At 69.1% G+C, this 19,376-nt stretch carries 19 protein-coding genes; all 19 read right to left on the bottom strand.

All coding sequences use genetic code 11. The features are described 5' to 3' along the window. The gene (gene cmk, locus ACI2JZ_RS00095; protein WP_247622043.1) at positions 1 to 717 is read right to left on the bottom strand and encodes a (d)CMP kinase; all 717 of its coding nucleotides are present in this window, start codon (positions 715 to 717) and stop codon (positions 1 to 3) included. Then, positions 710 to 1,855, bottom strand: coding sequence for a prephenate dehydrogenase (locus ACI2JZ_RS00090; protein ID WP_372491576.1), 1,146 nt, complete (start codon positions 1,853 to 1,855; stop codon positions 710 to 712). The genes cmk and ACI2JZ_RS00090 overlap by 8 nt, the downstream gene beginning before the upstream one ends. A gap of 23 nt (positions 1,856 to 1,878) precedes the next feature. Next, the gene (locus ACI2JZ_RS00085) at positions 1,879 to 2,667 is read right to left on the bottom strand and encodes a pseudouridine synthase (protein WP_247622042.1); all 789 of its coding nucleotides are present in this window, start codon (positions 2,665 to 2,667) and stop codon (positions 1,879 to 1,881) included. Beyond that, entirely contained in the window at positions 2,664 to 3,299 is a 636-nt protein-coding gene (gene scpB / locus ACI2JZ_RS00080) for an SMC-Scp complex subunit ScpB (RefSeq protein WP_404596155.1), read from the bottom strand. The genes ACI2JZ_RS00085 and scpB overlap by 4 nt, the downstream gene beginning before the upstream one ends. Next, entirely contained in the window at positions 3,289 to 4,197 is a 909-nt protein-coding gene (locus ACI2JZ_RS00075) for a segregation and condensation protein A (RefSeq protein WP_404596154.1), read from the bottom strand. Before ACI2JZ_RS00075 ends, scpB begins: the two co-directional genes overlap by 11 nt. Next, entirely contained in the window at positions 4,181 to 5,014 is an 834-nt protein-coding gene (locus tag ACI2JZ_RS00070; protein WP_247624672.1) for a ParA family protein, read from the bottom strand. The genes ACI2JZ_RS00075 and ACI2JZ_RS00070 overlap by 17 nt, the downstream gene beginning before the upstream one ends. 108 nt (positions 5,015 to 5,122) lie before the next feature. After that, the gene (locus ACI2JZ_RS00065; RefSeq protein ID WP_372491545.1) at positions 5,123 to 6,499 is read right to left on the bottom strand and encodes an ABC transporter permease; all 1,377 of its coding nucleotides are present in this window, start codon (positions 6,497 to 6,499) and stop codon (positions 5,123 to 5,125) included. Beyond that, entirely contained in the window at positions 6,496 to 7,176 is a 681-nt protein-coding gene (locus tag ACI2JZ_RS00060) for an ABC transporter ATP-binding protein (protein WP_336640070.1), read from the bottom strand. Before ACI2JZ_RS00060 ends, ACI2JZ_RS00065 begins: the two co-directional genes overlap by 4 nt. Beyond that, entirely contained in the window at positions 7,173 to 8,828 is a 1,656-nt protein-coding gene (locus ACI2JZ_RS00055; RefSeq protein ID WP_404596153.1) for a hypothetical protein, read from the bottom strand. Before ACI2JZ_RS00055 ends, ACI2JZ_RS00060 begins: the two co-directional genes overlap by 4 nt. Further along, positions 8,828 to 9,844, bottom strand: coding sequence for a hypothetical protein (locus tag ACI2JZ_RS00050; RefSeq protein ID WP_247631913.1), 1,017 nt, complete (start codon positions 9,842 to 9,844; stop codon positions 8,828 to 8,830). Before ACI2JZ_RS00050 ends, ACI2JZ_RS00055 begins: the two co-directional genes overlap by 1 nt. Positions 9,845 to 10,005: 161 nt before the next feature. After that, on the bottom strand, positions 10,006 to 10,908 hold the full coding sequence (gene xerD / locus ACI2JZ_RS00045; RefSeq protein ID WP_404596152.1) for a site-specific tyrosine recombinase XerD: 903 nt from the start codon (positions 10,906 to 10,908) through the stop codon (positions 10,006 to 10,008). Between the two features lie 2 nt (positions 10,909 to 10,910). Beyond that, on the bottom strand, positions 10,911 to 11,501 hold the full coding sequence (locus ACI2JZ_RS00040) for an NUDIX domain-containing protein (RefSeq protein ID WP_404596151.1): 591 nt from the start codon (positions 11,499 to 11,501) through the stop codon (positions 10,911 to 10,913). Further along, positions 11,494 to 13,194: a CTP synthase gene (locus ACI2JZ_RS00035; RefSeq protein ID WP_247622034.1), complete on the bottom strand. Its 1,701-nt coding sequence runs from the start codon at positions 13,192 to 13,194 to the stop codon at positions 11,494 to 11,496. The genes ACI2JZ_RS00040 and ACI2JZ_RS00035 overlap by 8 nt, the downstream gene beginning before the upstream one ends. Positions 13,195 to 13,220: 26 nt before the next feature. Continuing rightward, a complete protein-coding gene (gene recN, locus ACI2JZ_RS00030) occupies positions 13,221 to 14,903 on the bottom strand; it encodes a DNA repair protein RecN (protein WP_404596150.1) in 1,683 nt (560 codons plus the stop codon). Continuing rightward, the gene (locus tag ACI2JZ_RS00025; protein ID WP_247622032.1) at positions 14,900 to 15,814 is read right to left on the bottom strand and encodes an NAD kinase; all 915 of its coding nucleotides are present in this window, start codon (positions 15,812 to 15,814) and stop codon (positions 14,900 to 14,902) included. The genes recN and ACI2JZ_RS00025 overlap by 4 nt, the downstream gene beginning before the upstream one ends. After that, positions 15,811 to 16,608: a TlyA family RNA methyltransferase gene (locus ACI2JZ_RS00020; RefSeq protein WP_247622031.1), complete on the bottom strand. Its 798-nt coding sequence runs from the start codon at positions 16,606 to 16,608 to the stop codon at positions 15,811 to 15,813. The genes ACI2JZ_RS00025 and ACI2JZ_RS00020 overlap by 4 nt, the downstream gene beginning before the upstream one ends. Further along, on the bottom strand, positions 16,605 to 16,778 hold the full coding sequence (locus tag ACI2JZ_RS00015) for a hypothetical protein (RefSeq protein ID WP_247622030.1): 174 nt from the start codon (positions 16,776 to 16,778) through the stop codon (positions 16,605 to 16,607). Before ACI2JZ_RS00015 ends, ACI2JZ_RS00020 begins: the two co-directional genes overlap by 4 nt. 75 nt (positions 16,779 to 16,853) lie before the next feature. Then, entirely contained in the window at positions 16,854 to 17,891 is a 1,038-nt protein-coding gene (locus ACI2JZ_RS00010; protein WP_404596149.1) for an HAD-IIA family hydrolase, read from the bottom strand. Next, positions 17,892 to 19,376: primosomal protein (locus ACI2JZ_RS00005; protein ID WP_404596148.1), on the bottom strand; the 1,485-nt coding region annotated here is incomplete at its 5' end.

Raw genomic sequence — 19,376 nt, 5'->3', positions numbered from 1 at the left:
TCAGCCACGGTGTGCTCCTCGGAGTCGTTCGATCACCGTGAGGACGGCATCGATGGTCTGGGGGAAATCGAGCTCCGTCGAGTCGACGACCTCGACGCCGTCCGCGGCGTTGAGGAAGTCGACGACGGCGCTGTCGGAGGCGTCGCGCTTGTGCAAAGCAGCGGCGACGGCATCCGCGTTCTCGCCGGCGAGTTCACCGGCTCGGCGTGCGGCCCGCACTTCGGGGGCCGCGGTCAGCAGGATGCGGACGGGTGCGTCGGGGGCGACGACCGTCGTGATGTCGCGGCCCTCGACGACGACGGCCGGATACGGCGCCTCGGCGACGAGGGAGCGGAAGAGATCGTTGACCTGGGCCCGCACGGCGGGCACGCGGGCGACACCGCTCACGGCGCCCGACACCCTTGGTTCGCGGATCGCATCGGTGATGTCGACGTCGCCGACGCGCACGGTGCGGTCGTCGGGGTCGAGCCCGAGACGCACGGGGAAATCGGATGCCGCGGCGAGCACCGCGTCGGCATCCGCCGTGTCAGCGCCCCGATCGAGCACGTGCCACGCGAGCGCCCGGTAGGCGGATCCGGTGTCGAGGTAGCCGAAGCCGAGGCGCCGCGCGACCGCCTTCGACACGCTCGACTTTCCGGAACCCGCGGGACCGTCGATCGCGATGAAGTCCACGGCCGAGGTGTCGGCGGCGGACCGGTCGAGAGAAGTGTCAGTCATTGGTGTTCCCCGCAATCCGCCATCCACGTTCCTGAAGCCCCGAGATCGCGCCGTGCAGCGAGGCCGGTTCGACGCTGATCTCGGCGAGGCCGAACTGCGCGCCCGGCGAGTGCTCGAGACGCAGGTCCTCGACGTTGACGCCGAGCTCTCCGAGCTCACCGAACAGACGGCCGAGCTGACCGGGGGTGTCATCGATCATCACGACGAGCGATTCGAAGCGCCGGTTCTGGCCGTGCTTGCCGGGAAGCCGGTCGACGCCATCGTTGCCGTGACGGATCGTCTCCGCGACGACACGACGGGCACCCGCGGCACCCGGGTCGCGCAGCGCGTCCGACACCTCACGCAGGTCTGCGGCCAGAGAATCGAGGATCTCGACGACGGGCCCGGCGTTCGCGCCGAGGATCTGCACCCACAGCTCCGGAGCGGATGCCGCGATGCGCGTCGTGTCGCGCACGCCCTGCCCGGACAGACGGAGGGAGCCCTCGTCGGCCTCGGCCAGGCGCCCGGCGAGCAGGCTCGCGACGACCTGCGGAACGTGCGAGGTGAGAGCGACCGACCGATCGTGCTCCTCGGGGGTCATCTCCAACGGCATGGCGCCGACGTCGAGGGCGAGCGCCTCCACAAGAGCGAGGTCGGCGGCGGCGGTGTCACCGTCACGGCACACGACCCAGGGGCGCCCGATGAACAGGTCGGCGCGCGCGGAGATCGCTCCCCCGCGCTCGCGCCCGGCGAGCGGATGCGAACCGATGTAGCGAGCGAGATCGACACCGCGTTCCTGAAGCTCGCGGAACGGCTCGAGCTTCACGCTCGCGACGTCGGTGACGACGGCATCCGGGTACTGCGCGAGCTCGGCCTGGACGACGTCGGCCGTCACGTCCGGCGGCACGGCGACCACGATGAGGCGGGGACGATCGTCCTCTGCAGCGAGGCGGCCGGCGCCGTAGTCGACGGCGAGACGCAGCTGCGCGGGCGACGAGTCCGTCAGGACGACGTCGATGCCCTTCGCCCGAAGCGCGTGTCCGACGCTCGCCCCGAGGAGTCCGGCGCCCACGACACGAACAGTCCCCGACAGACGCGGGGCGACCGCCGATCGTTCGGATCCCGGACGACGAGCAGCGTCGACGGACGTCGATCGCACGCTGGACGCACTGGACGTGTCGGTCACTCGTTCTCCTGTTGCTCGCCTGGCGCCGAGGCGACACCGGAATCACGGCGCGACAGAGTGAGCAGCGCGCCGAGTTCGATTTTACCCAGTTCGCGGGACTTTCCTGCCGGGAGCGTTCCCAGGTGGAGCGGCCCGAACTGACGACGCACCAGTTCGGTGACCGGGTGGCCCACCGCGGCCATCATGCGACGCACGATGCGGTTGCGGCCGGAGTGCAGCGTGAGCTCGACGAGACTCGATCCGCGCGAGGTGTCGAGGAGGCGGGCCTTGTCGGCGCGGATGTGCCCGTCCTCGAGGTCGAACCCGGCCGTCAGCTTCGCGATGGTCTGCGCCGTGACGGTGCCCTCGACCTTGGCGATGTACACCTTGGTGACACCGAACGACGGGTGGGCGAGCACGTGCGCGAGCTCCCCGTCGTTCGTGAGGATCAGCAGACCGCTGGTCTCCGCGTCCAGGCGTCCGACGTTGTAGAGGCGCTCCTCGTACTGGTCGGTGAACCGACGCAGGTCGGGACGACCGCTCTCGTCGCGCATGCTGCTGACGACGCCGGTGGGCTTGTTGAGCATGACGTAGCGCTTCGAGACGTCGAGCTGGATCGCCGTGCCGTCGACGTCGACCAGATCTGTCTCGGGGTCGATGCGGCGTCCGAGCTCGCTCACGACCTCGCCGTTCACGCGGATGCGACCCGCGACGATGTACTCCTCGACGACACGACGGGAGGCCACACCGGCCGCGGCCAGCACCTTCTGCAGGCGGACGCCCTGCGGCGCTTCGGAATCGGTCATCGGATGGTCCCTTCGTCGAACCCATCGGCACCGTCGTCGAGCAGCGGAGAGATGGGGGGCAACTCGTCGAGCGAGTTGATTCCGAGATGCTGGAGCAGCGCCTCGGTCGTGCCGTAGTTGATGGCGCCGGTCTCGGAATCGGCGAACAGTTCGGTGATCAGGCCACGGGCGAGCAGCGTGCGCACGACCGAGTCGACGTTCACCGCGCGGATCGATGCCACTTGGCTGCGGGTGACGGGCTGCTTGTAGGCGATCACGGCGAGGGTCTCGAGCGCGGCCTGCGACAGTCGCGCCGGCGCCTGCCCGCCGACGAACTCGGCGATCAGGTCATCATGGTCCTCGCGCACGTAGAGGCGCCAGCCCCCACCGACCTCGCGCAACTCGAAGCCGCGCCGGGGCCCCTGTCCGCGGCCGTCGTAGTCGTCGACCAGTGTCTCGAGCGACTGCCGAACGGCCGGCACGGGCGACCCGACCGCGGCGGCGAGGGCCACGAGTCCGATCGGCTCGTCGATGATGAGCAGGATCGCCTCGATGCGCTCCGTCAGGGGCGTCGACGGCGTCTGCTCGGTCTCGGTGTCACTCACGGTCTCGGGGCGGCTCACGGTCTCGGCGGCGGTCAGGTCATCGGTCATAGTCGGCCCCCAGGCTCGCGAGTGTCTCGTCCGACCAGGAGTCGGCGGCCCAGCGCAGCGTGAGCTCGCCGAGCGGTTCCAGTTGTTCGAAGGAGAGTGCCGCGTGCCGATACAGCTCGAGCACCGAGATGAACCGGGCGACCACAATGCCGGGTTCGCTGACCCCCGCCACCAGCTCGCGGAAGCTCAGCGACTCGGTGCCGCGGAGGAGCGTCACGACGATCGCCGCCTGCTCTCGGATGCTCACCAGCGGCGCATGCAGATGATCGAGGCCGACGTGCGGGATCTCCTTCGGCGCGAATGCGAGGAGCGCGAGCGCGGCGAAGTCGTCGGCGGTGAGCGACCACACGAGCTCGGGCGTCTTGCGACGGTGCTTCTCGTCGAGCCGCACCGCGCGCACGTGCCGACGGTCCTCCCGCTGGAGGCAGCGCGAGAACCAGGCCGACACCTCCTTGAAGGCGCGGTACTGCAACAGACGTGCGAAGAGCAGGTCGCGCGCCTCGAGCAACGCCACGGCCTCGGCATCCACCAGTTCGCCCTGCGGCAGCAGCCCCGCCACCTTCATGTCGAGGAGCGTCGCCGCGACCACGAGGAACTCGGAGGCCTGGTCGAGTTCCTCGTCGCCGTCGAGGTCGCGCAGATAGGCGATGAACTCGTTCGTCACCGCGCTCAGCGAGACCTCGGTGATGTCCATCTCGTGCTTGGAGATGAGGTTCAGGAGCAGGTCGAACGGTCCATCGAAGTTCGACAGCGAGACGCGGAAACCGGGATCGGATGCCGACGGCTGCTCGATGAGAGCGGCGTCGGTTTCGGGCGCGAGTGAAGCGCCTTCCGGCGCAGGGGCGGTGCCGTCGGGCGCGAGGGTGGCGTCGTACTCGGAATCAGGCGACGGCGCCACGGGCGACCAGCTCCCGCGCCAGTCGCAGATACGCCTGTGCGGCGGCGTGCTCCGGCGCGAACTCGGTGATGGGGACGCCCGACACCGATGCATCGGGGAACTTCACGGTGCGACCGATCACGGTCTCGAGCACGTCGTCGCCGAACGCCTCGACGACGCGTTCGAGCACCTCGCGCGAGTGCAGCGTGCGCGGGTCGTACATCGTCGCGAGCAGGCCGTCCATCGTGATCGAGGGGTTGAGCCGATCGCGCACCTTGTCGATCGTCTCGATCAGGAGCGCGACACCGCGCAGCGCGAAGAACTCGCACTCGAGTGGGATGATCACGCCATGCGCCGCGGTGAGAGCGTTCACCGTCAGCAGGCCGAGCGACGGCTGGCAGTCGATGAGGATGACGTCGTACTCCCCCGCGACCTGGCGGAGCACCCGGGCGAGGATCGTCTCGCGGGCGACCTCGTTCACGAGGTGCACCTCGGCGGCGGACAGATCGATGTTCGCGGGCAGGACGTCGAGGTTCTCGACGCTGGAGTGAACGATCGCGTCGTTCGCGTCGCGCTTGGTGTCGAGAAGCAGGTCGTAGATCGTCGGCACGTCGTGCGTCTGGATGCCCAGGCCTGCGGAGAGGGCGCCCTGCGGGTCGAAGTCGACGGCGAGCACCTTACGCCCGTATTCGGCGAGTGCTGCGGCGAGGTTGATGGTCGTCGTCGTCTTACCGACGCCACCCTTCTGGTTGCACAGCGCGATGATCCTCGCCGGACCGTGGGAGCTCAACGGTTCGGGCGTGTCGAACCCGTGATAGGGCCGACCGGTGGGTCCCATGGGTGTCTCGTCGACCTTCTTGGCCGTCGCCCTGGACTTCGCCGCTTTCTCCGCCACCGGTTCTCCTGCTCCTTCGTGCTTGCTCGATTCTAGCGGTCGCCCTCTCCCTCACACGCCGCGCAACGCGGCGACCGGCTCGATGCGTGCGGCGCGCCGTGCTGGATACCAGCCCGATCCCCATCCCACCAGCGCCCCCAGGAAGATCCCGGCGACGGCGATCAGCGGGTCGGTGACCGGCGACCACCCCTGAACGGCCGCGACCACGATCACCGCGACGACCCCGAGGGCGGAGCCGATGATCCCCCCGATGAAGCCGATCACGATCGACTCGACCATGAACTGCCCGCCGATCTGGCGGCGCGTCGCGCCCAGCGCCCGACGGAGACCGATCTCACCGATGCGCTCCATGACCGAGAGCAGGGTGACGTTCGCGATCCCGAGCCCACCGGCGAGGAGCGCGATGATCCCGAGGATGAGGAAGACGACGTTCACATCGGCCTGCACGTTCTGGCTGAGGTCGGAGGATGCCGCCGGCGCGCGTGCGTCCAGTGATTCCGGGTCGTCGGGCTGGAGCGCGAGCACCGACTGCTCGGCGACCTGAGGCCCCGCACCGACGACGATGTGGATCGCCAGTTCCGACGGCGCGGCCAATCCGAAGTCCGCGCGTGCCGCTCCCTGCGGGATGATCACCCCGTCGACGAACTCGGAGCGCCTCTCCATCCCATCGATGATGCCGATGACGGAATACGACACGCCGGCGATGAAGATCGACGGCTGGGAATCGACACGATTGATCCCCATCCGCTCCGCGGCGCGCTGGCCGAGAACCGCCACGCGATCACCCCGCTCGTCGTGACCGTCGTCGAAGAAGCGTCCCGTCACGAGTTCCCCGTCGACGGCATCCGGCAGGTCCTGGGTCGTCGCGAACAGCTTCGGCGAGGCCGTGATCGGGGCCGAGGGATCGTTCACCGGCACGGCCGTGATCGTCTCGCCGTCGGCGAGTTCGACGTCGGCGATGAGAGCCGCGCTGTCGACACCGGCGAGGAGTTTCACGCGCTCCGGGGCGTCCCAGGGCAGTCGTCCGGCAGCGACGGTCGTGTTCTCCCGGCCGGACTGCGCCTTCGCCGGCGTGACGACGACCTGGGTCGCTGCGACTCCGTCGAACTGCGCGGCGATCTGCGCCGCCGCCGTCTGGGCGAACCCGAGCGTCGCGACCAGCGAAGCGATGCCGAGCACGGTTCCGAGGATCGTCATCACCAGACGGGCGGGCCTCGATCCGATATCGGCCGTCGCCTCGGCGACCAGGTCCTGGAACGTGAACCGATCGGCATGCTTCACCGACGGCAGGAGCGCCGTCGCCGCGTTCTCGGGCGCCGCGTTCTCGGGGGCTGCACTCTCCGATGCGGAGTTCTCGGCTGTCGTGCCCTCGGCCGGAACGTTCGTCGACCCGGCATCTCTGCGTCGACGCCGGAGCAGGCGCATCACAGCTCGCTCAATCGGCCGTCGGAGATGCGGATGCTCCGCCCGGCGCGGCGCGCGACCGCATCGTCATGCGTGATGACGATGAGAGTGAGCCCGTCCGCGTTGAGCTCCTCGAAGAGTTCCATGACCTCGCCGGAAGTGCGCTGGTCGAGGTTGCCCGTCGGCTCATCGGCCAGCAGCAGCTGGGGTCCGCTGACGACCGCGCGCGCAACGGCGACGCGCTGCCGCTCGCCGCCGGACAGCGAGTTCGGGAAGAAGTCGATGCGGTGTCCGAGGCCCACCCGGGAGAGCGCCTCGCGCGCCCGGTCCTCGCGTTCGCGCCGCGGCACACCGCTGTAGAGCATGGGCATGAGCACGTTGTCGAGCACGCTGCGTCGAGGAAGCAGATGGAACGATTGGAAGACGAAGCCGATGAATCGGGCTCGCACCGCCGCACGCTCGTCGTCCGACAGGTCTCCCGTGAGCGATCCTGCCAGCCGATACTCCCCGACGCTGGGCCGGTCGAGCAGCCCGAGCAGGTTGAGCATGGTCGACTTGCCGGATCCGCTGGGTCCGACGATCGAGATGTAGTCGCCCGCCGCCACACTCAGCGTGGCCGCTTTCAACGCCTGGACCTCGGGCGGCCCGGGGAACGAACGCGTCACGTCACGGAGCTCGACCAGCGGCGGCGCGGCCGTCACCGGCCCACCACCACGAGATCGCCCTCGTCGAGTTCACCGTCGACCGGGGTCACCTCGACGGCCCCCTTGGCCGCCAGACCGGGCTCGACGACGACGAGGCGTGTCGTGGCGTCCTCGCCCTCTCGGGGATCGGACTCGACCACCTCGACGCGCGACTCACCCCCGGGGCCGGCGGTGAGTGCCGCGAGCGGCACCGAGAGAACGTCGCCATCCGTAGCTCCGACCGCGATCTTGACCCGGACGTTGCTTCCCTGGAGCTGGCTGATCTGCTCGGGCGTGAGCGGGTCCGGTTCGAGGATCACCGACCACCGAGCACTGCTGTCCTTGCCCTCCTTGAGCGTCGCGATCACTGCACGGTGCTCGGTACCGTCCGGCAGCTCGAACGCCGCCTCGGCTCCCGCCTCCAGCAGACGGGCATCGGCCTCGGCTGCAGCCCCGGTGAGACGAACGGTCGCGCCCGACACGGTCATCGCTGCGCCTTCGACGATCGAGCCGCGCTGCACGTTCACCGCGTCCACACGACGCGGAAGTTCGGTGAGGTAAAGCACCTCGCTGGCAGGCAGGAAGGGAAGCGCCTTCTGACGCGCCTCCTCGAGCGCCTCGTTGGCCGAGGTCACCGCGGCGCGCGCGCTCTCCAGAGCGGATGCTTCACTGCTCGTGTCCCGCGGCGCCCAGATCGCATCCCGTTCGAGGTTCGCCGTGTGCAGGGCGCGCTCCGCGGCAGGGACTCCTTCGCCGGCGGCACGCGCGGCGTCGAGCGCTTCCACGGCCGTCTGCACCGCGACGTCCGCCTGGAAGGCTTCGACCGGGGTCGGGCCCGCTCCCGCGGCGGTCAGCGCCTTCTCGGCGTCAGCGACTCCGGACTGCGCGGAACGGACGGCCTCTTCGGCGGACCGCACGCCATCGGCGGTCCCCTCCTCGGATTCCGGCACCGGGTACCCGGCCTGCGCGTAGAGCTGCGCGATCCCCTCGGCGGTGGCCTGGTCGAACATGTTGGAATTCACGTCGCCGGCGCCGATGCCGACGCTCGCGAGCGCCTGCTTCAGCTGCAGAACATCCGGACCCGAGACGCCGAAACGCAGGGTGCGATACGCCGGAAGTTCTCCGGGCAGGACGATCACCGGGCGTCCGACGATCTCGAGCGCGACCGACAGCGGTTCGAGCGTGGCACCCACCTCCGGCGTCTTCCCGGTGACGACGGCGCCGCCGGTGAGCGTCGAGGTATCGATCTTGACGTCGACGGCATCCGCGTATCCGACGTCCGCCCGCAGGGTGACGTCGTTGCTCAACGGACCGAACTCCACCGGAGCGGTCACGAGACCGGGCTCGGGCGCATCCGCACTCGACGCATCGGGCGAGAGCAGGAAACGCCCGACCAGCAGCCCGGCCACCAGGCAGACCACCGCGCCGAGCGCCACGATCCAGAGGGTGCGGTTGCCGCGGAGCACGCGGCCCCACCCGCTCACCCGCGACGTGTCCGTCGTTCCCGCGGCGTCATCGGCGGTGCCATCCGCGGAATCCGCGCTCGCACCGTCGGGGCTGTCGATCAGGTCGGTGAACGTCGTCGTCTCCGCCGTGGCAGAGTTCTCCCCCGCCCCGGCGTCGCTTCCCTCTGCGGGGATCTGGGTCGTCGGGGTCTCGTCGTCGCGCATCACTTGCTCTGCTCGGCGGCGGCCTTGAAGGCGTCGAGGTCGGCCTTGTTCGCGGCGATGAACTTCTCCTCCAGCGCGAACTGGATCTCCATCGACTTCTTCGTGAACGACGTCTTCTCGCGGCACTCGAGATCGACGAGGGCGAGGGCGATCTCCCGCTCACCCAGTTCCTTCATCTCGGGGCTCTCGCTCGGGTCGACGAAATCGGGCGAGTCGAGGTCGACCTGCTCGGAGCCGTCACCGTAGGCCGCGTCGTACAGCGCGTTCTGGTCGTCGATGATCGACTGACCGGCATCCATCTGCTTCTCGAATCCGGGCTCGCCCTTGTCGGCCATGCAAGAGGCCCACTCCGCGTTCAGATCGGCGAGCTCGGGTGCGTCCTGCGACGTCGTCCACAGCTCTTCCATGTTGGCGCGCAGCTCGGCGAACTCCTCGGCCTGCCACGGGTCATCGCCCTCGAGCTCGTGCTGCGCCCAGCCCTGGCATCCGGCCGTCTCCCAGTTGTACTCGTAGCTGCCGTCCTCCGACATCTCGGACTCCTCCTGCGGCGGGCCGTACAGCACCTCGTAGAACGCCGTCTGCTCGGACTCCGAGAGCGACGAGACGTAGTCCGCGTTCGGGTCGACGTACTCCTGGTCGGTGGGGCCCTCGTCCTGCTGCTCGGCGAACGGGCTGTTGACGTAGCCGTAGCCGTACTTCTCGACCCATTCCCGCTTGTCCGGCTCCCACTCGCCGCCGTCGCTGGTCATCACGCCGCCGCTGCTGGTGTTCGGGACGTACTCGAATCCCTCCTCCGACATGCACTCCGAGATCAGTTCCTCGACCTTGACCTGCTGCTCGTCGAACTTCTTCTGCTGCTCCTCGGGCGAGAGGTCGCTGCCCCAGGCCGCGGCGAGGTACTCGTTCAGGGGCGAGTCCTCGTAGGACAGCTCGTCGGAGGACGCGCCTCCGCAGCCCGAGAGGACGAGCACCATGGCGGTCGCCGCGAGCGCGGCGAGAGGAACGGTGGAACGCATGTCAAGACTCCTTTGTGCGACCGACGATGGCCGGAAGTATCCACAGTAGAGAGTGAGGCGAGATTCTCGCGTCCGCCGAAAGGATGACATGACGCTTTTCTGCTCTCCGTGCATCGCACGTTGGAGCGGCCTCGGGGCGCCGCTGCGAGGTGTGCTCCGCGTCAGCGGGCGCGCGGGTGCGAGGTCGCGTAGATGTCGCGGAGGGTGTCGACAGAGACGTGCGTGTAGATCTGGGTGGTCGCCACGGAGGCGTGCCCGAGGAGTTCCTGCACGACGCGCACATCCGCTCCGCCCTGGAGGAGGTGCGTGGCGAACGAGTGGCGCAGCGTGTGCGGCGAGACCTCGGCGGTGATCTGCGCACGCTCGGCGGCCGAACGGATCACCAGCCAGGCGCTCTGCCGCGAGAGCGGCGCCCCCCGCGCTCCGAGGAAGAGGCGCGCCGATGCCCGCCCCTTCGCGGCGAGACCCGGACGCACCCGAGTGAGATACGCGTCGACGGCGTCGCGGGCGAACGACCCGATGGGAACGATGCGCTCCTTCGACCCCTTGCCGCGCAGACGCAGCACATCGCCGTGGGCGAGATCATCGACGTCGAGTCCGACCGCCTCCGACACGCGCGCACCGGTCGCGTAGAGCAGCTCGAGAAGCGCACGGTCGCGGATGCCGATCGGCTCCTCCGACGGGGGCGCCTGGAGCAACCTCTCGACCTGGTCGATCGTCAGCGCTTTCGGCAGTCTCCGGGGGGCTTTCGGCGGTCGCAGGCGCCCACTCGGATCGTCCTGTTCGATACCCTCGCGGGCAAGGTACCGGTGCCATCCGCGCACGGACGACTGCAGTCGCGCGAGGCTGGTCGCGGCAGGCGGCGGCACCTCCGAGGAGCGCTCCTCGATGAACCGGCCGATCACCTGGGCCGTGACCTCGGAGGTGTCCGTGACACCTTGCTCCGACAACCAGGCGATGTATCCGTCAAGGTCCCGCCGGTACGCGGAGACCGTGTGGTTGCTCAAGCCGCGCTCGATCGTGACGTGACGCAGATAAGAGTCGAGGGCGCGCGCGAGCAGCATCCTCAGCCCCGGTCGCGCAGCCTCAGCGTCGCCGCCATCACGCCCAGGCTCAGGATGCCGTTGCGCATGCGCCCGGCGAGCACCGCGTCGACGGCATCCGCCAGAGGAACCCACTCGACTCGGATGTCGGCCTCTTCGTCTTCTCTCGCGTGCGGAGTCTCGGCATCCGAGAGTCCCGTCGCGAGGAAGATGTGGATGAGCTCGTCGTTTCCGCCTGGAGTCGTCCACGAGGAGACGAGCGGCACCCACTGGGAAGCGGTGAGGTCGGCCTCTTCGGCGAGCTCTCGGCGAGCCGCTTCCAGCGGCTCCTCCCCCGGCACGTCGAGGAGCCCGGCGGGCAGCTCCCAGTCACGGTGACGGATCGGATGCCGGTACTGCTGGATGAGCAGCACGCGCTCGTCGTCGTCGAGCGCGAGGATCGCCACCGCACCGGTGTGAGCGACGTACTGGCGACGGATCTCACCGTCGCCGTAACGCACCCGGTCGTCGCGGACGTCCCACACGGCGCCCTCGAACGCGAGGTCGCTCTGCAGGACCTCGGGTTCGAAGGGCTCGTCGTGGAGATCGCCCGCGTCGACCTGAGTCTCAGGCATCGGCGGCCGCGTCGACATCGAACAGCTCGCTCGCGCGGTGGCGATCGATGGCTGCGCCGACGAGACCGCGGAACAGCGGGTGCGGGTCGGTCGGGCGCGAACGCAGCTCGGGGTGAGCCTGGGTGGCGATGTAGTACGGGTGCACGTCGCGCGGCAGCTCGACGTACTCGACCAGGTCGAGTTCGGGGTTCAGACCCGAGAAGACCAGGCCGGCGTCGGACAGACGACCACGGTAGGCGTTGTTCACTTCGTAGCGGTGACGGTGACGCTCGGATGCCTGCGGCGCGCCGTACACCTCGCGTGCGAGCGACCCCTCGGCGAGAGCCGCCTGGTAGAGGCCCAGACGCATCGTGCCGCCCAGGTCGCCGCCGTCGAGGATCTCGACCTGCTCCGCCATCGTCGCGATGACCGGCTCGGAGGTCTCGGGGTCGAACTCGCTCGAGGACGCGCCCTCGATGCCGGCGACGTGGCGAGCGTACTCGATGACCATGCACTGCAGTCCGAGGCACAGGCCCAGGGTCGGGATGCCCTGCTCACGGGCGAAACGCAGGGCGCCGAGCTTGCCCTCGATGCCGCGGATGCCGAAGCCGCCGGGAACGCAGATACCGTCCAGTTGCGACAGCTGCTCCTGCGCACCCTCGGGCGTCTCGCAGAGATCGGAAGGGATCCAGCGGATGTTGACCTTCGTCTCCTGCGCGAAGCCGCCCGCCTTCAGCGCCTCGGTGACCGAGAGGTACGCGTCGGGCAGGTCGATGTACTTGCCCACGAGCCCGATCGTGACCTCGTGCTTGGGGTTGTGGACCGCGTGCAGCACCTTGTTCCAGCGCGTCCAGTCGACATCGGCCGCTTTGGCGTCGAGTCCGAGGCGGCGCACGATGTAGGAGTCGAGGCCCTGGTCGTTGAGCGTGGACGGGATGTCGTAGATGCTCGGCAGGTCGACGGTGTTGATGACACCCTCGACGTCGACGTCGCACATGAGGGCGATCTTGTTGCGGTTGCTCTCGCTCACCGGGCGGTCGCTGCGGAGCACGAGCGCGTCGGGCTGGATGCCGACCTGGCGGAGGGCCGCGACCGAGTGCTGGGTCGGCTTGGTCTTCTGCTCACCCGAGGCTCCCATGAACGGGACCAGGGAGACGTGCACGAAGAAGACGCTGTCGCGACCGAGTTCGTGGCGAAGCTGGCGGGCCGCCTCGAGGAAGGGCTGCGACTCGATGTCACCCACGGTGCCGCCGACCTCGGTGATGATGACGTCGGGGCGCGGGTCCTCCGACGCCTGCAGGCGCATGCGGCGCTTGATCTCGTCGGTGATGTGCGGGATGACCTGGACGGTGTCGCCGAGGTACTCCCCCCGGCGCTCACGGGCGATGACCTGCGAGTAGATCTGGCCGGTCGTGACGTTCGCGGCCTGCGACAGGTTGATGTCGAGGAAACGCTCGTAGTGGCCGATGTCGAGGTCGGTCTCGGCGCCGTCGTCGGTGACGAAGACCTCGCCGTGCTGGAACGGGTTCATCGTTCCCGGATCGACATTGAGATACGGGTCGAGCTTCTGCATCACGACGCGCATTCCGCGAGCCGTGAGCAGGTTTCCCAGGCTCGCTGCGGTGAGCCCCTTACCCAAAGACGAAACGACACCGCCCGTCACAAAAATGTGCTTGGTGGTGTCGTTGTTGGGTCCCGCAGAAGAAGAGTTCATCACGGGCTTCTATCCTAACAGTTCGTTCAGCGACCGAGGCTGAGTAGTTCACGGGCGTGGGTCAGTGCGGCGTCGGAATCGGCGAGTCCGGAGAGCAGACGAGCCATCTCCGCCTCTCGATCCGCACCGTCGAGCCGCCTCACATTCGAGGCGGTGACTGCTCCGTCGTTGGACTTCACGACGGACAGGTGGTTCGTGGCGAACGCGGCGACCTGCGCGAGGTGCGTCACCGCGATCACCTGCGACTTCTCTGCAAGCCGGGCGAGTCGCCGCCCGACCTCGATCGCCGCTGCGCCGCCGATGCCGGCATCGACCTCGTCGAAGACGAAGGTCGGCACGGGATCGGTCGCGGCGATGACGACCTCGATCGCCAGCATCACGCGGGAGAGCTCTCCTCCCGAGGCACCCTTGGCGACGGAGCGCGGTTCGGCGCCGGGATGCGGGGCGAGCAGGATGGCGACGTCGTCACGACCATGGGTGCTCTCGGATCCCGTCGATACCGTGACGGAGAGACGCGCATCCGGCATCGCCAGCGCATGCAACTCTTCGGTCACTGCGGCGCCCAGACGTTCGGCCGCCTCGGTGCGCGCGGCGGTCAGACGATCCGCTGCGGCATCGAGCTCCTCACGGGCGGCGTCGCGTTCGGCGAGCAGCCGCTCGAGGCGGTCGTCATCGTCGTCGAGCTCGGCGAGCCGGGCCGAGCCCGTCTGCCACACCTCGAGCGCCTCATCGAGGGAGCCGTGCGCACGGATCAGGGTGCCGAGGGCGGCACGCCGCTCTTCGACGGCCGCGAGCTCGTGCGGACCGGACTCGTCGAGGTCGGCCAGGTACGCGGAGAGGAGACCGGCGACATCGGTCAGGCGGTAACCGATGTCGGCGAGGCTCTCGGAGATCGCCGCCAGCTTGGCATCGGTCACCCGCTCGAGCACGCGTCGTGCCTCGGCCACCAGAGCAGAGGCGTCGGGCTCCCCCTCTTCGTTCGAGAGCGCCCCATGAGCGACGGATGCCGCGAGCCGGAGTTCTTCGGAATTCGCGAGGCGCTCCGCCCGTTCGGCGAGTTCCTCGTCTTCCCCCGCCTCGGGCGCCGTCGCCTCGATCAGGGCGAGCGCCTCCCTCAACCGGGTCGCCTCGTCGGCGCGGCGGTCGCGATTCTCGCTGATGTCGGAGATCTCGGCATCCAACGCCCGCCAACGCTCGAACGCAATGACGTAGGTCTGGAGTGCGGATGCGATCGGCGCTCCACCGAAGCGGTCGAGGGCGTCGCGTTGAGCGGCCGCGGATCGCAGCCGCAGCTGCTCGGACTGGCCGTGGACCACGACGAGCTCGTCGGCGAGTGCCGAGAGCACGCCCGCCGGGGCCGCTCGTCCGCCGACGCTCGCGCGGCTGCGCCCCTCGGCGCTCAGCGTGCGCGACACGTAGAGCTCGGAACGACCTGCGCCGGCCGGCTCGAGTTCGCCACCGGCATCCGACACGATCTCCGAGACCGGTCCGGTCTCGGGCACGATCCATACGCCGGCGACGGATGCCTGGGCGGCCCCGGCGCGCACCGCGCCGGAATCAGCGCGCTGACCGAGCAGCAGCCCGAGGCCGGTGACGACCATGGTCTTTCCCGCACCGGTCTCGCCGGTGATCGCCGTGAAGCCGGGACCCAGCGGCAGCACGGCATCATCGATGACGCCGAGTCCCTGCATCCGCATCTCTTCGATCACGACGGCACCTCCTGCCCTCTCCATCCTTCGACCGGGAGCTGGAACTTGCGCACCAGGCGGTCCGTGAACGCGGTCGGGTGCAGACGAGCGAGTCGCACGGGCCGCGACGAGCGGCGCGCGACCACGCGTGCCCCCGGGGGAAGCTCGTGGGATCGGCGTCCGTCGCACCAAAGGATGCCGGAGCCGTCCGTACGCTCGAGCATCTCGATCGCGACGGCGGCGTCGGGGCTGACGACGAGAGGCTTGGCGAACAGCGCGTGCGCCGAGAGCGGCACGACGGCGATCGCTTCCACACTCGGCCAGATCACGGGACCGCCGGCCGAGAAGTTGTACGCGGTCGAGCCCGTGGGCGTGGAGATCACCATGCCGTCGCAGCCGAAGCTCGACAGGGGGCGCCCGTCGATCTCGAGCACGACCTCGATCATGCGCTCCCGGCTCGCCTTCTCGACCGTCGCCTCATTCAGCGCCCAGGTCTCGTAGACGACCGCGCCATCCGCATCCTTGACGCGCACCGAGAGGGCCAGACGCTCTTCGACCTCGTAATCGCGAGCGATCACGCGCCGCACGGCGTCGTCCATATCGTCACGGTCGATCTCGGCGAGGAAGCCCACGTGGCCCATGTTGATGCCGAGGACCGGCGCCCCGGTCTCTCGCACGAGCTCGGCCGCCCGCAGTATCGTGCCGTCCCCGCCGAGCACGATCGCGAGCTCGAGAGTTCCGGGATCGACGGTGGTGCCCAGCTCGGCGACGTCGGCGAAGAACGCGTCGACCGCGGCGAGCTCGGAGCGGTCGTCCGACGCCAGCACAGGTCGCGCGCCCGCACCGCGCAGGGATTCGATCACCCGCCGTGCAGCCGCGACCGTGTCGGCGCGACCGGCGTGGGCGACGACCAGGATGCTGCGCTCGTTCATCGTCCTCCTGCCAAAGCGTTGATGCGATCCAACCATTCTGTCGGATTGCTACCGCGCCCCGGCGCGAGATGGACGAGGTATTCGGAGTTGCCGTGTGTTCCGAGAATCGGGGAGGGAAGGATGCCCAGCATCCCAAGCCCAGCGTCCCACGCGCTCCACACGGTTCGCGCCACGGCATCGGCGCGGGTCGCCGGATCGGTGACGAGTCCACCGCGCACCGCGGTGCGGCCCACTTCGAACTGCGGCTTCACCAGGAGGACGATGTCTGCCGTCGGGGCTGCGACTCCCGCGACGGCCGGGAGCACGAGCTCGAGGGAGATGAACGAGAGATCACCGACGATGACATCGGGCAGCGCCTGTTCCCCGGTCGCCTCCGCGAGATTCCCGGGGGTCATGTGGCGGACGTTGTACCCCTCGACCGGGACGACACCGGCGTCCGCCGCGATCGACGGCGCGAGCTGTCCGTGACCGACGTCGACCGCGAGGACTCGACGAGCACCGCGCTCACGGAGCACCTGGGTGAAGCCGCCGGTGGATGCCCCCATGTCAAGGGCGAGACGCCCATCGACGCCGACATCGAAGCCGTCGAGCGCGGCGATCAGCTTGTGCGCGGCCCGACCGACATAGTGATCGGCGCCTGCGATCGAGATCTCGGAGGAGTCCGTCACCGCGGTGGACGCTTTGACGACGGGCGTGCCGTCGACCGACACGAGTCCTTCGGCGATCAGAGTGGCGGCGTGCGTGCGCGAACGAGCGAGTCCCCGCGCGGCGAGGGCGGCATCGAGGCGCGTCATCGTGTCGGCGTCTCCCGGGGGTCGAGTTTCGCCCCGCTCTCGAGGCGTCGGGCGAGGTCGTCGTGCAGCGCCGAGTAGGCGTCGGCGCGCGCAGGCAACGGCTGTCCTTCGATCAGACGCAGCCGGCTCCACAGACCGTCGGTCGGGGTGCTCGTCTTATCTTCGCTCACGGATTCCACTGTACGCGGCGCCTCGGACAGCGGCGGTCGCCACGGCGCAGGCGACGAACCGGGCTCCGGTTGCGATCAGGGACGGTGGAACGGATCGTCGTAGAGGTGCTCGGGCACCCTCAGGACGAACACCGGGGTTCCGGACGCCCAGATCGCTGCTGCTCCCGCCCGGAGCAGATCGATCTGCTCCCCCTCGTCGGCGACGATCTCGACATCGGCGCCGTGCACGCGCACCGCGGCCCCGTTCACGTGGAAGACGCCGTCGCGCTCGACGGTCGCAGGGTACGGCTGGTGCAGCTCCCGAAGGTCGCTCACGATGAACGTCGGGCGCGATCCCTCTGGGGCCGCCAGAACATGCTTCGGACGGTCGATGCCGGTCAACACGAGCACGGAGTCGATGCCGACGCGATTGGCTCCCATGATGTCGGTGTCGAGTCGATCGCCGATGAAGAGCGCCTTCTTCGCGTCGAAACGCGCGATGGCCTCGTCGAAGATCGGCGTCTCGGGCTTTCCGGCCACGGTCGCGAGCCGACCGACCGCCGTGTGCACTGCCGAGACGAGCGTGCCGTTGCCCGGGGCGACGCCCCTCTCACGCGGGATCGTCCAGTCGGTGTTGGTGGCGATCCAGGGGATGCCACCCTCGTCCTCCGGCAGCTGCAAGGCGAAGGATGCTTCGGCGAGATCCGTCCAGGCCACCTCGGGTGCGAAGCCCTGGACGACGGCCTGCGGAGAGTCCTGCGCGCTGCGTGTGACGGTGTATCCGGCTTTCTGCAGCTCGTCGACGAGGCCGTCTCCCCCGACGACCAGAATCGTGGCGGGAGCGGGGACGATATCGGCCAGAAGCCGCATCGCCGCCTGAGGGCTGGTGACCACGTCGTGCGGCGCGACCTCGAGACCGAGGCTGGTCAGGTGGGCAGCGACCGACGCATCCGTGCGGGACGCGTTGTTGGTGATGTACCCGAGACGCACACGACGTGCCGCATCGTTCAAACTGTCGACGGCGTACGGAAGGGCTCCGGGACCGGCGTAGACCACACCATCGAGGTCGGCCAGGACGGTGTCGACCCCGTCGAGCGGGGTCACTGCCGCGCGCTTCTTGGAGAACAGCGCCACTCAGGCCCCCGGCGTCTCGGAGTCGTCGTCGGACTCGCCGAGGAGCTCGCGCACCTCGTCGTCGACGGATGGCTCGGCGTCCACGGCATCCGACTCGGGAACCGAGTCTTCTGACGCTTCGGACTCCGAAGTCGCTTCGGCGGTGGTCTCGTCCTCCGTGTCGGCGTCTTCGGCGTCGTCATCGAAGTCGCCCTCGATGAGGCCGTCCTCGATGAAGATCTCCTCGTCGCCTGCCTCGTCGATACCGAGTGCTTCGGCGGCGACCTCCGCGCGGTGCGCCCAGAACGCCGCCTCGTCGTCACGACCGAGATCCTCGAGCACAGCGGCGCGGGCGGCGAAGAGTGCCGGGCTCCACTCGAAGGCGCGATCGGGGTCGAGTTCGGGAATCTCGAGTTCACCGAGAGCGAGCTCGAGGTCGCCCTGGTCGAGACGAGCACCCGACATCGCGATCGCCAGCGCGACCCGCACGGGAGTCGCCAGCGTGGAACGGTCGACGGAGCGTCCGGTCTCGAGCGCACGGTCGGGACGACCGATGCCGCGCTCGCTGTCGACCATGAGCGCGATCTGGTCGTCCTTTCCGGAGATGCGACGGAAGGTGCGAAGCTCGCGCAGTGCCAGGGCGAAGTCCCCGGTCGCGTAGGCCGTGATCCCAAGGGTTTCACGAACGATCGCGATACGTCCGGCGCTCCGCGATGCGGCAAGAGCGTGTTCGTGTGCCAGCGCGGGGTCTTCGTCGATGAGTCGCGACGCCATCGCGAGATGACGCGCGACGTGCTCGGCGTTCTCCTTGCTCAGCGTCTTGAGCTCATTGCGCGCGGCGCCGTTGAGATCGCGCGCGGTGACCTCTTCGGGAATCTGCGGCTCGTCGAAGCGAGGACGCTCGTTCGTCGCCTGCACAGGACGCTCACGCCCCGCTCCCCCGCGCTGCGGGTAAGAGCGGCCGGCACCGGTGCCTTCGCGGCGGGGCGCGCGGTCGCGGTCGTATCCGCCTTCGCGACGGGGGGCACCGCCGTCGCGGTTGTACCCGCCTTCGCGACGGGGGGCATCGCCCTCACGACGCGGAGCACCACCATCACGGTTGTACCCGCCCTCACGACGCGAGCCACCACCGTCGCGGTTGTATCCGCCCTCACGACGCGGAGCACCACCATCACGGTTGTATCCGCCCTCACGACGCGGAGCACCACCATCACGGTTGTACCCGCCCTCACGACGCGGAGCACCACCATCACGGTTGTAACCGCCCTCGCGACGGGGCGCGGAGCCACCGTCGCGGTTATAGCCGCCCTCACGACGCGGGCCACCACCATCACGGTTGTAGCCACCCTCGCGACGCGGAGCACCACCATCACGGTTGTAGCCACCCTCACGACGCGGAGCACCACCATCGCGGTTGTAACCGCCCTCGCGACGGGGCGCGGAGCCACCGTCGCGGTTGTATCCGCCCTCGCGACGCGGAGCAGAACCACCATCACGGTTGTAGCC

It is taken from the genome of Microbacterium sp. NPDC087868 (assembly GCF_044900755.1).
Taxonomy (GTDB): domain Bacteria; phylum Actinomycetota; class Actinomycetes; order Actinomycetales; family Microbacteriaceae; genus Microbacterium; species Microbacterium galbinum.
The sequence above is the reverse complement of the archived record's forward strand: the minus strand, read 5'-3'. Positions and strand labels throughout refer to the sequence as shown.

What these genes read in the sequence shown, in the direction of transcription:
- ACI2JZ_RS00070 (WP_247624672.1), bottom strand. Translation starts at nt 5,014, where the DNA reads ATGGGACCCACCGGTCGGCCCTATCACGGGTTCGACACGCCCGAACCG.
- cmk (WP_247622043.1), bottom strand. Translation starts at nt 717, where the DNA reads ATGACTGACACTTCTCTCGACCGGTCCGCCGCCGACACCTCGGCCGTG.
- ACI2JZ_RS00035 (WP_247622034.1), bottom strand. Translation starts at nt 13,194, where the DNA reads ATGAACTCTTCTTCTGCGGGACCCAACAACGACACCACCAAGCACATT.
- ACI2JZ_RS00050 (WP_247631913.1), bottom strand. Translation starts at nt 9,844, where the DNA reads ATGCGTTCCACCGTTCCTCTCGCCGCGCTCGCGGCGACCGCCATGGTG.
- ACI2JZ_RS00040 (WP_404596151.1), bottom strand. Translation starts at nt 11,501, where the DNA reads ATGCCTGAGACTCAGGTCGACGCGGGCGATCTCCACGACGAGCCCTTC.
- ACI2JZ_RS00020 (WP_247622031.1), bottom strand. Translation starts at nt 16,608, where the DNA reads ATGACGCGCCTCGATGCCGCCCTCGCCGCGCGGGGACTCGCTCGTTCG.
- ACI2JZ_RS00055 (WP_404596153.1), bottom strand. Translation starts at nt 8,828, where the DNA reads ATGCGCGACGACGAGACCCCGACGACCCAGATCCCCGCAGAGGGAAGC.
- xerD (WP_404596152.1), bottom strand. Translation starts at nt 10,908, where the DNA reads ATGCTGCTCGCGCGCGCCCTCGACTCTTATCTGCGTCACGTCACGATC.
- ACI2JZ_RS00025 (WP_247622032.1), bottom strand. Translation starts at nt 15,814, where the DNA reads ATGAACGAGCGCAGCATCCTGGTCGTCGCCCACGCCGGTCGCGCCGAC.
- ACI2JZ_RS00085 (WP_247622042.1), bottom strand. Translation starts at nt 2,667, where the DNA reads ATGACCGATTCCGAAGCGCCGCAGGGCGTCCGCCTGCAGAAGGTGCTG.
- scpB (WP_404596155.1), bottom strand. Translation starts at nt 3,299, where the DNA reads ATGACCGATGACCTGACCGCCGCCGAGACCGTGAGCCGCCCCGAGACC.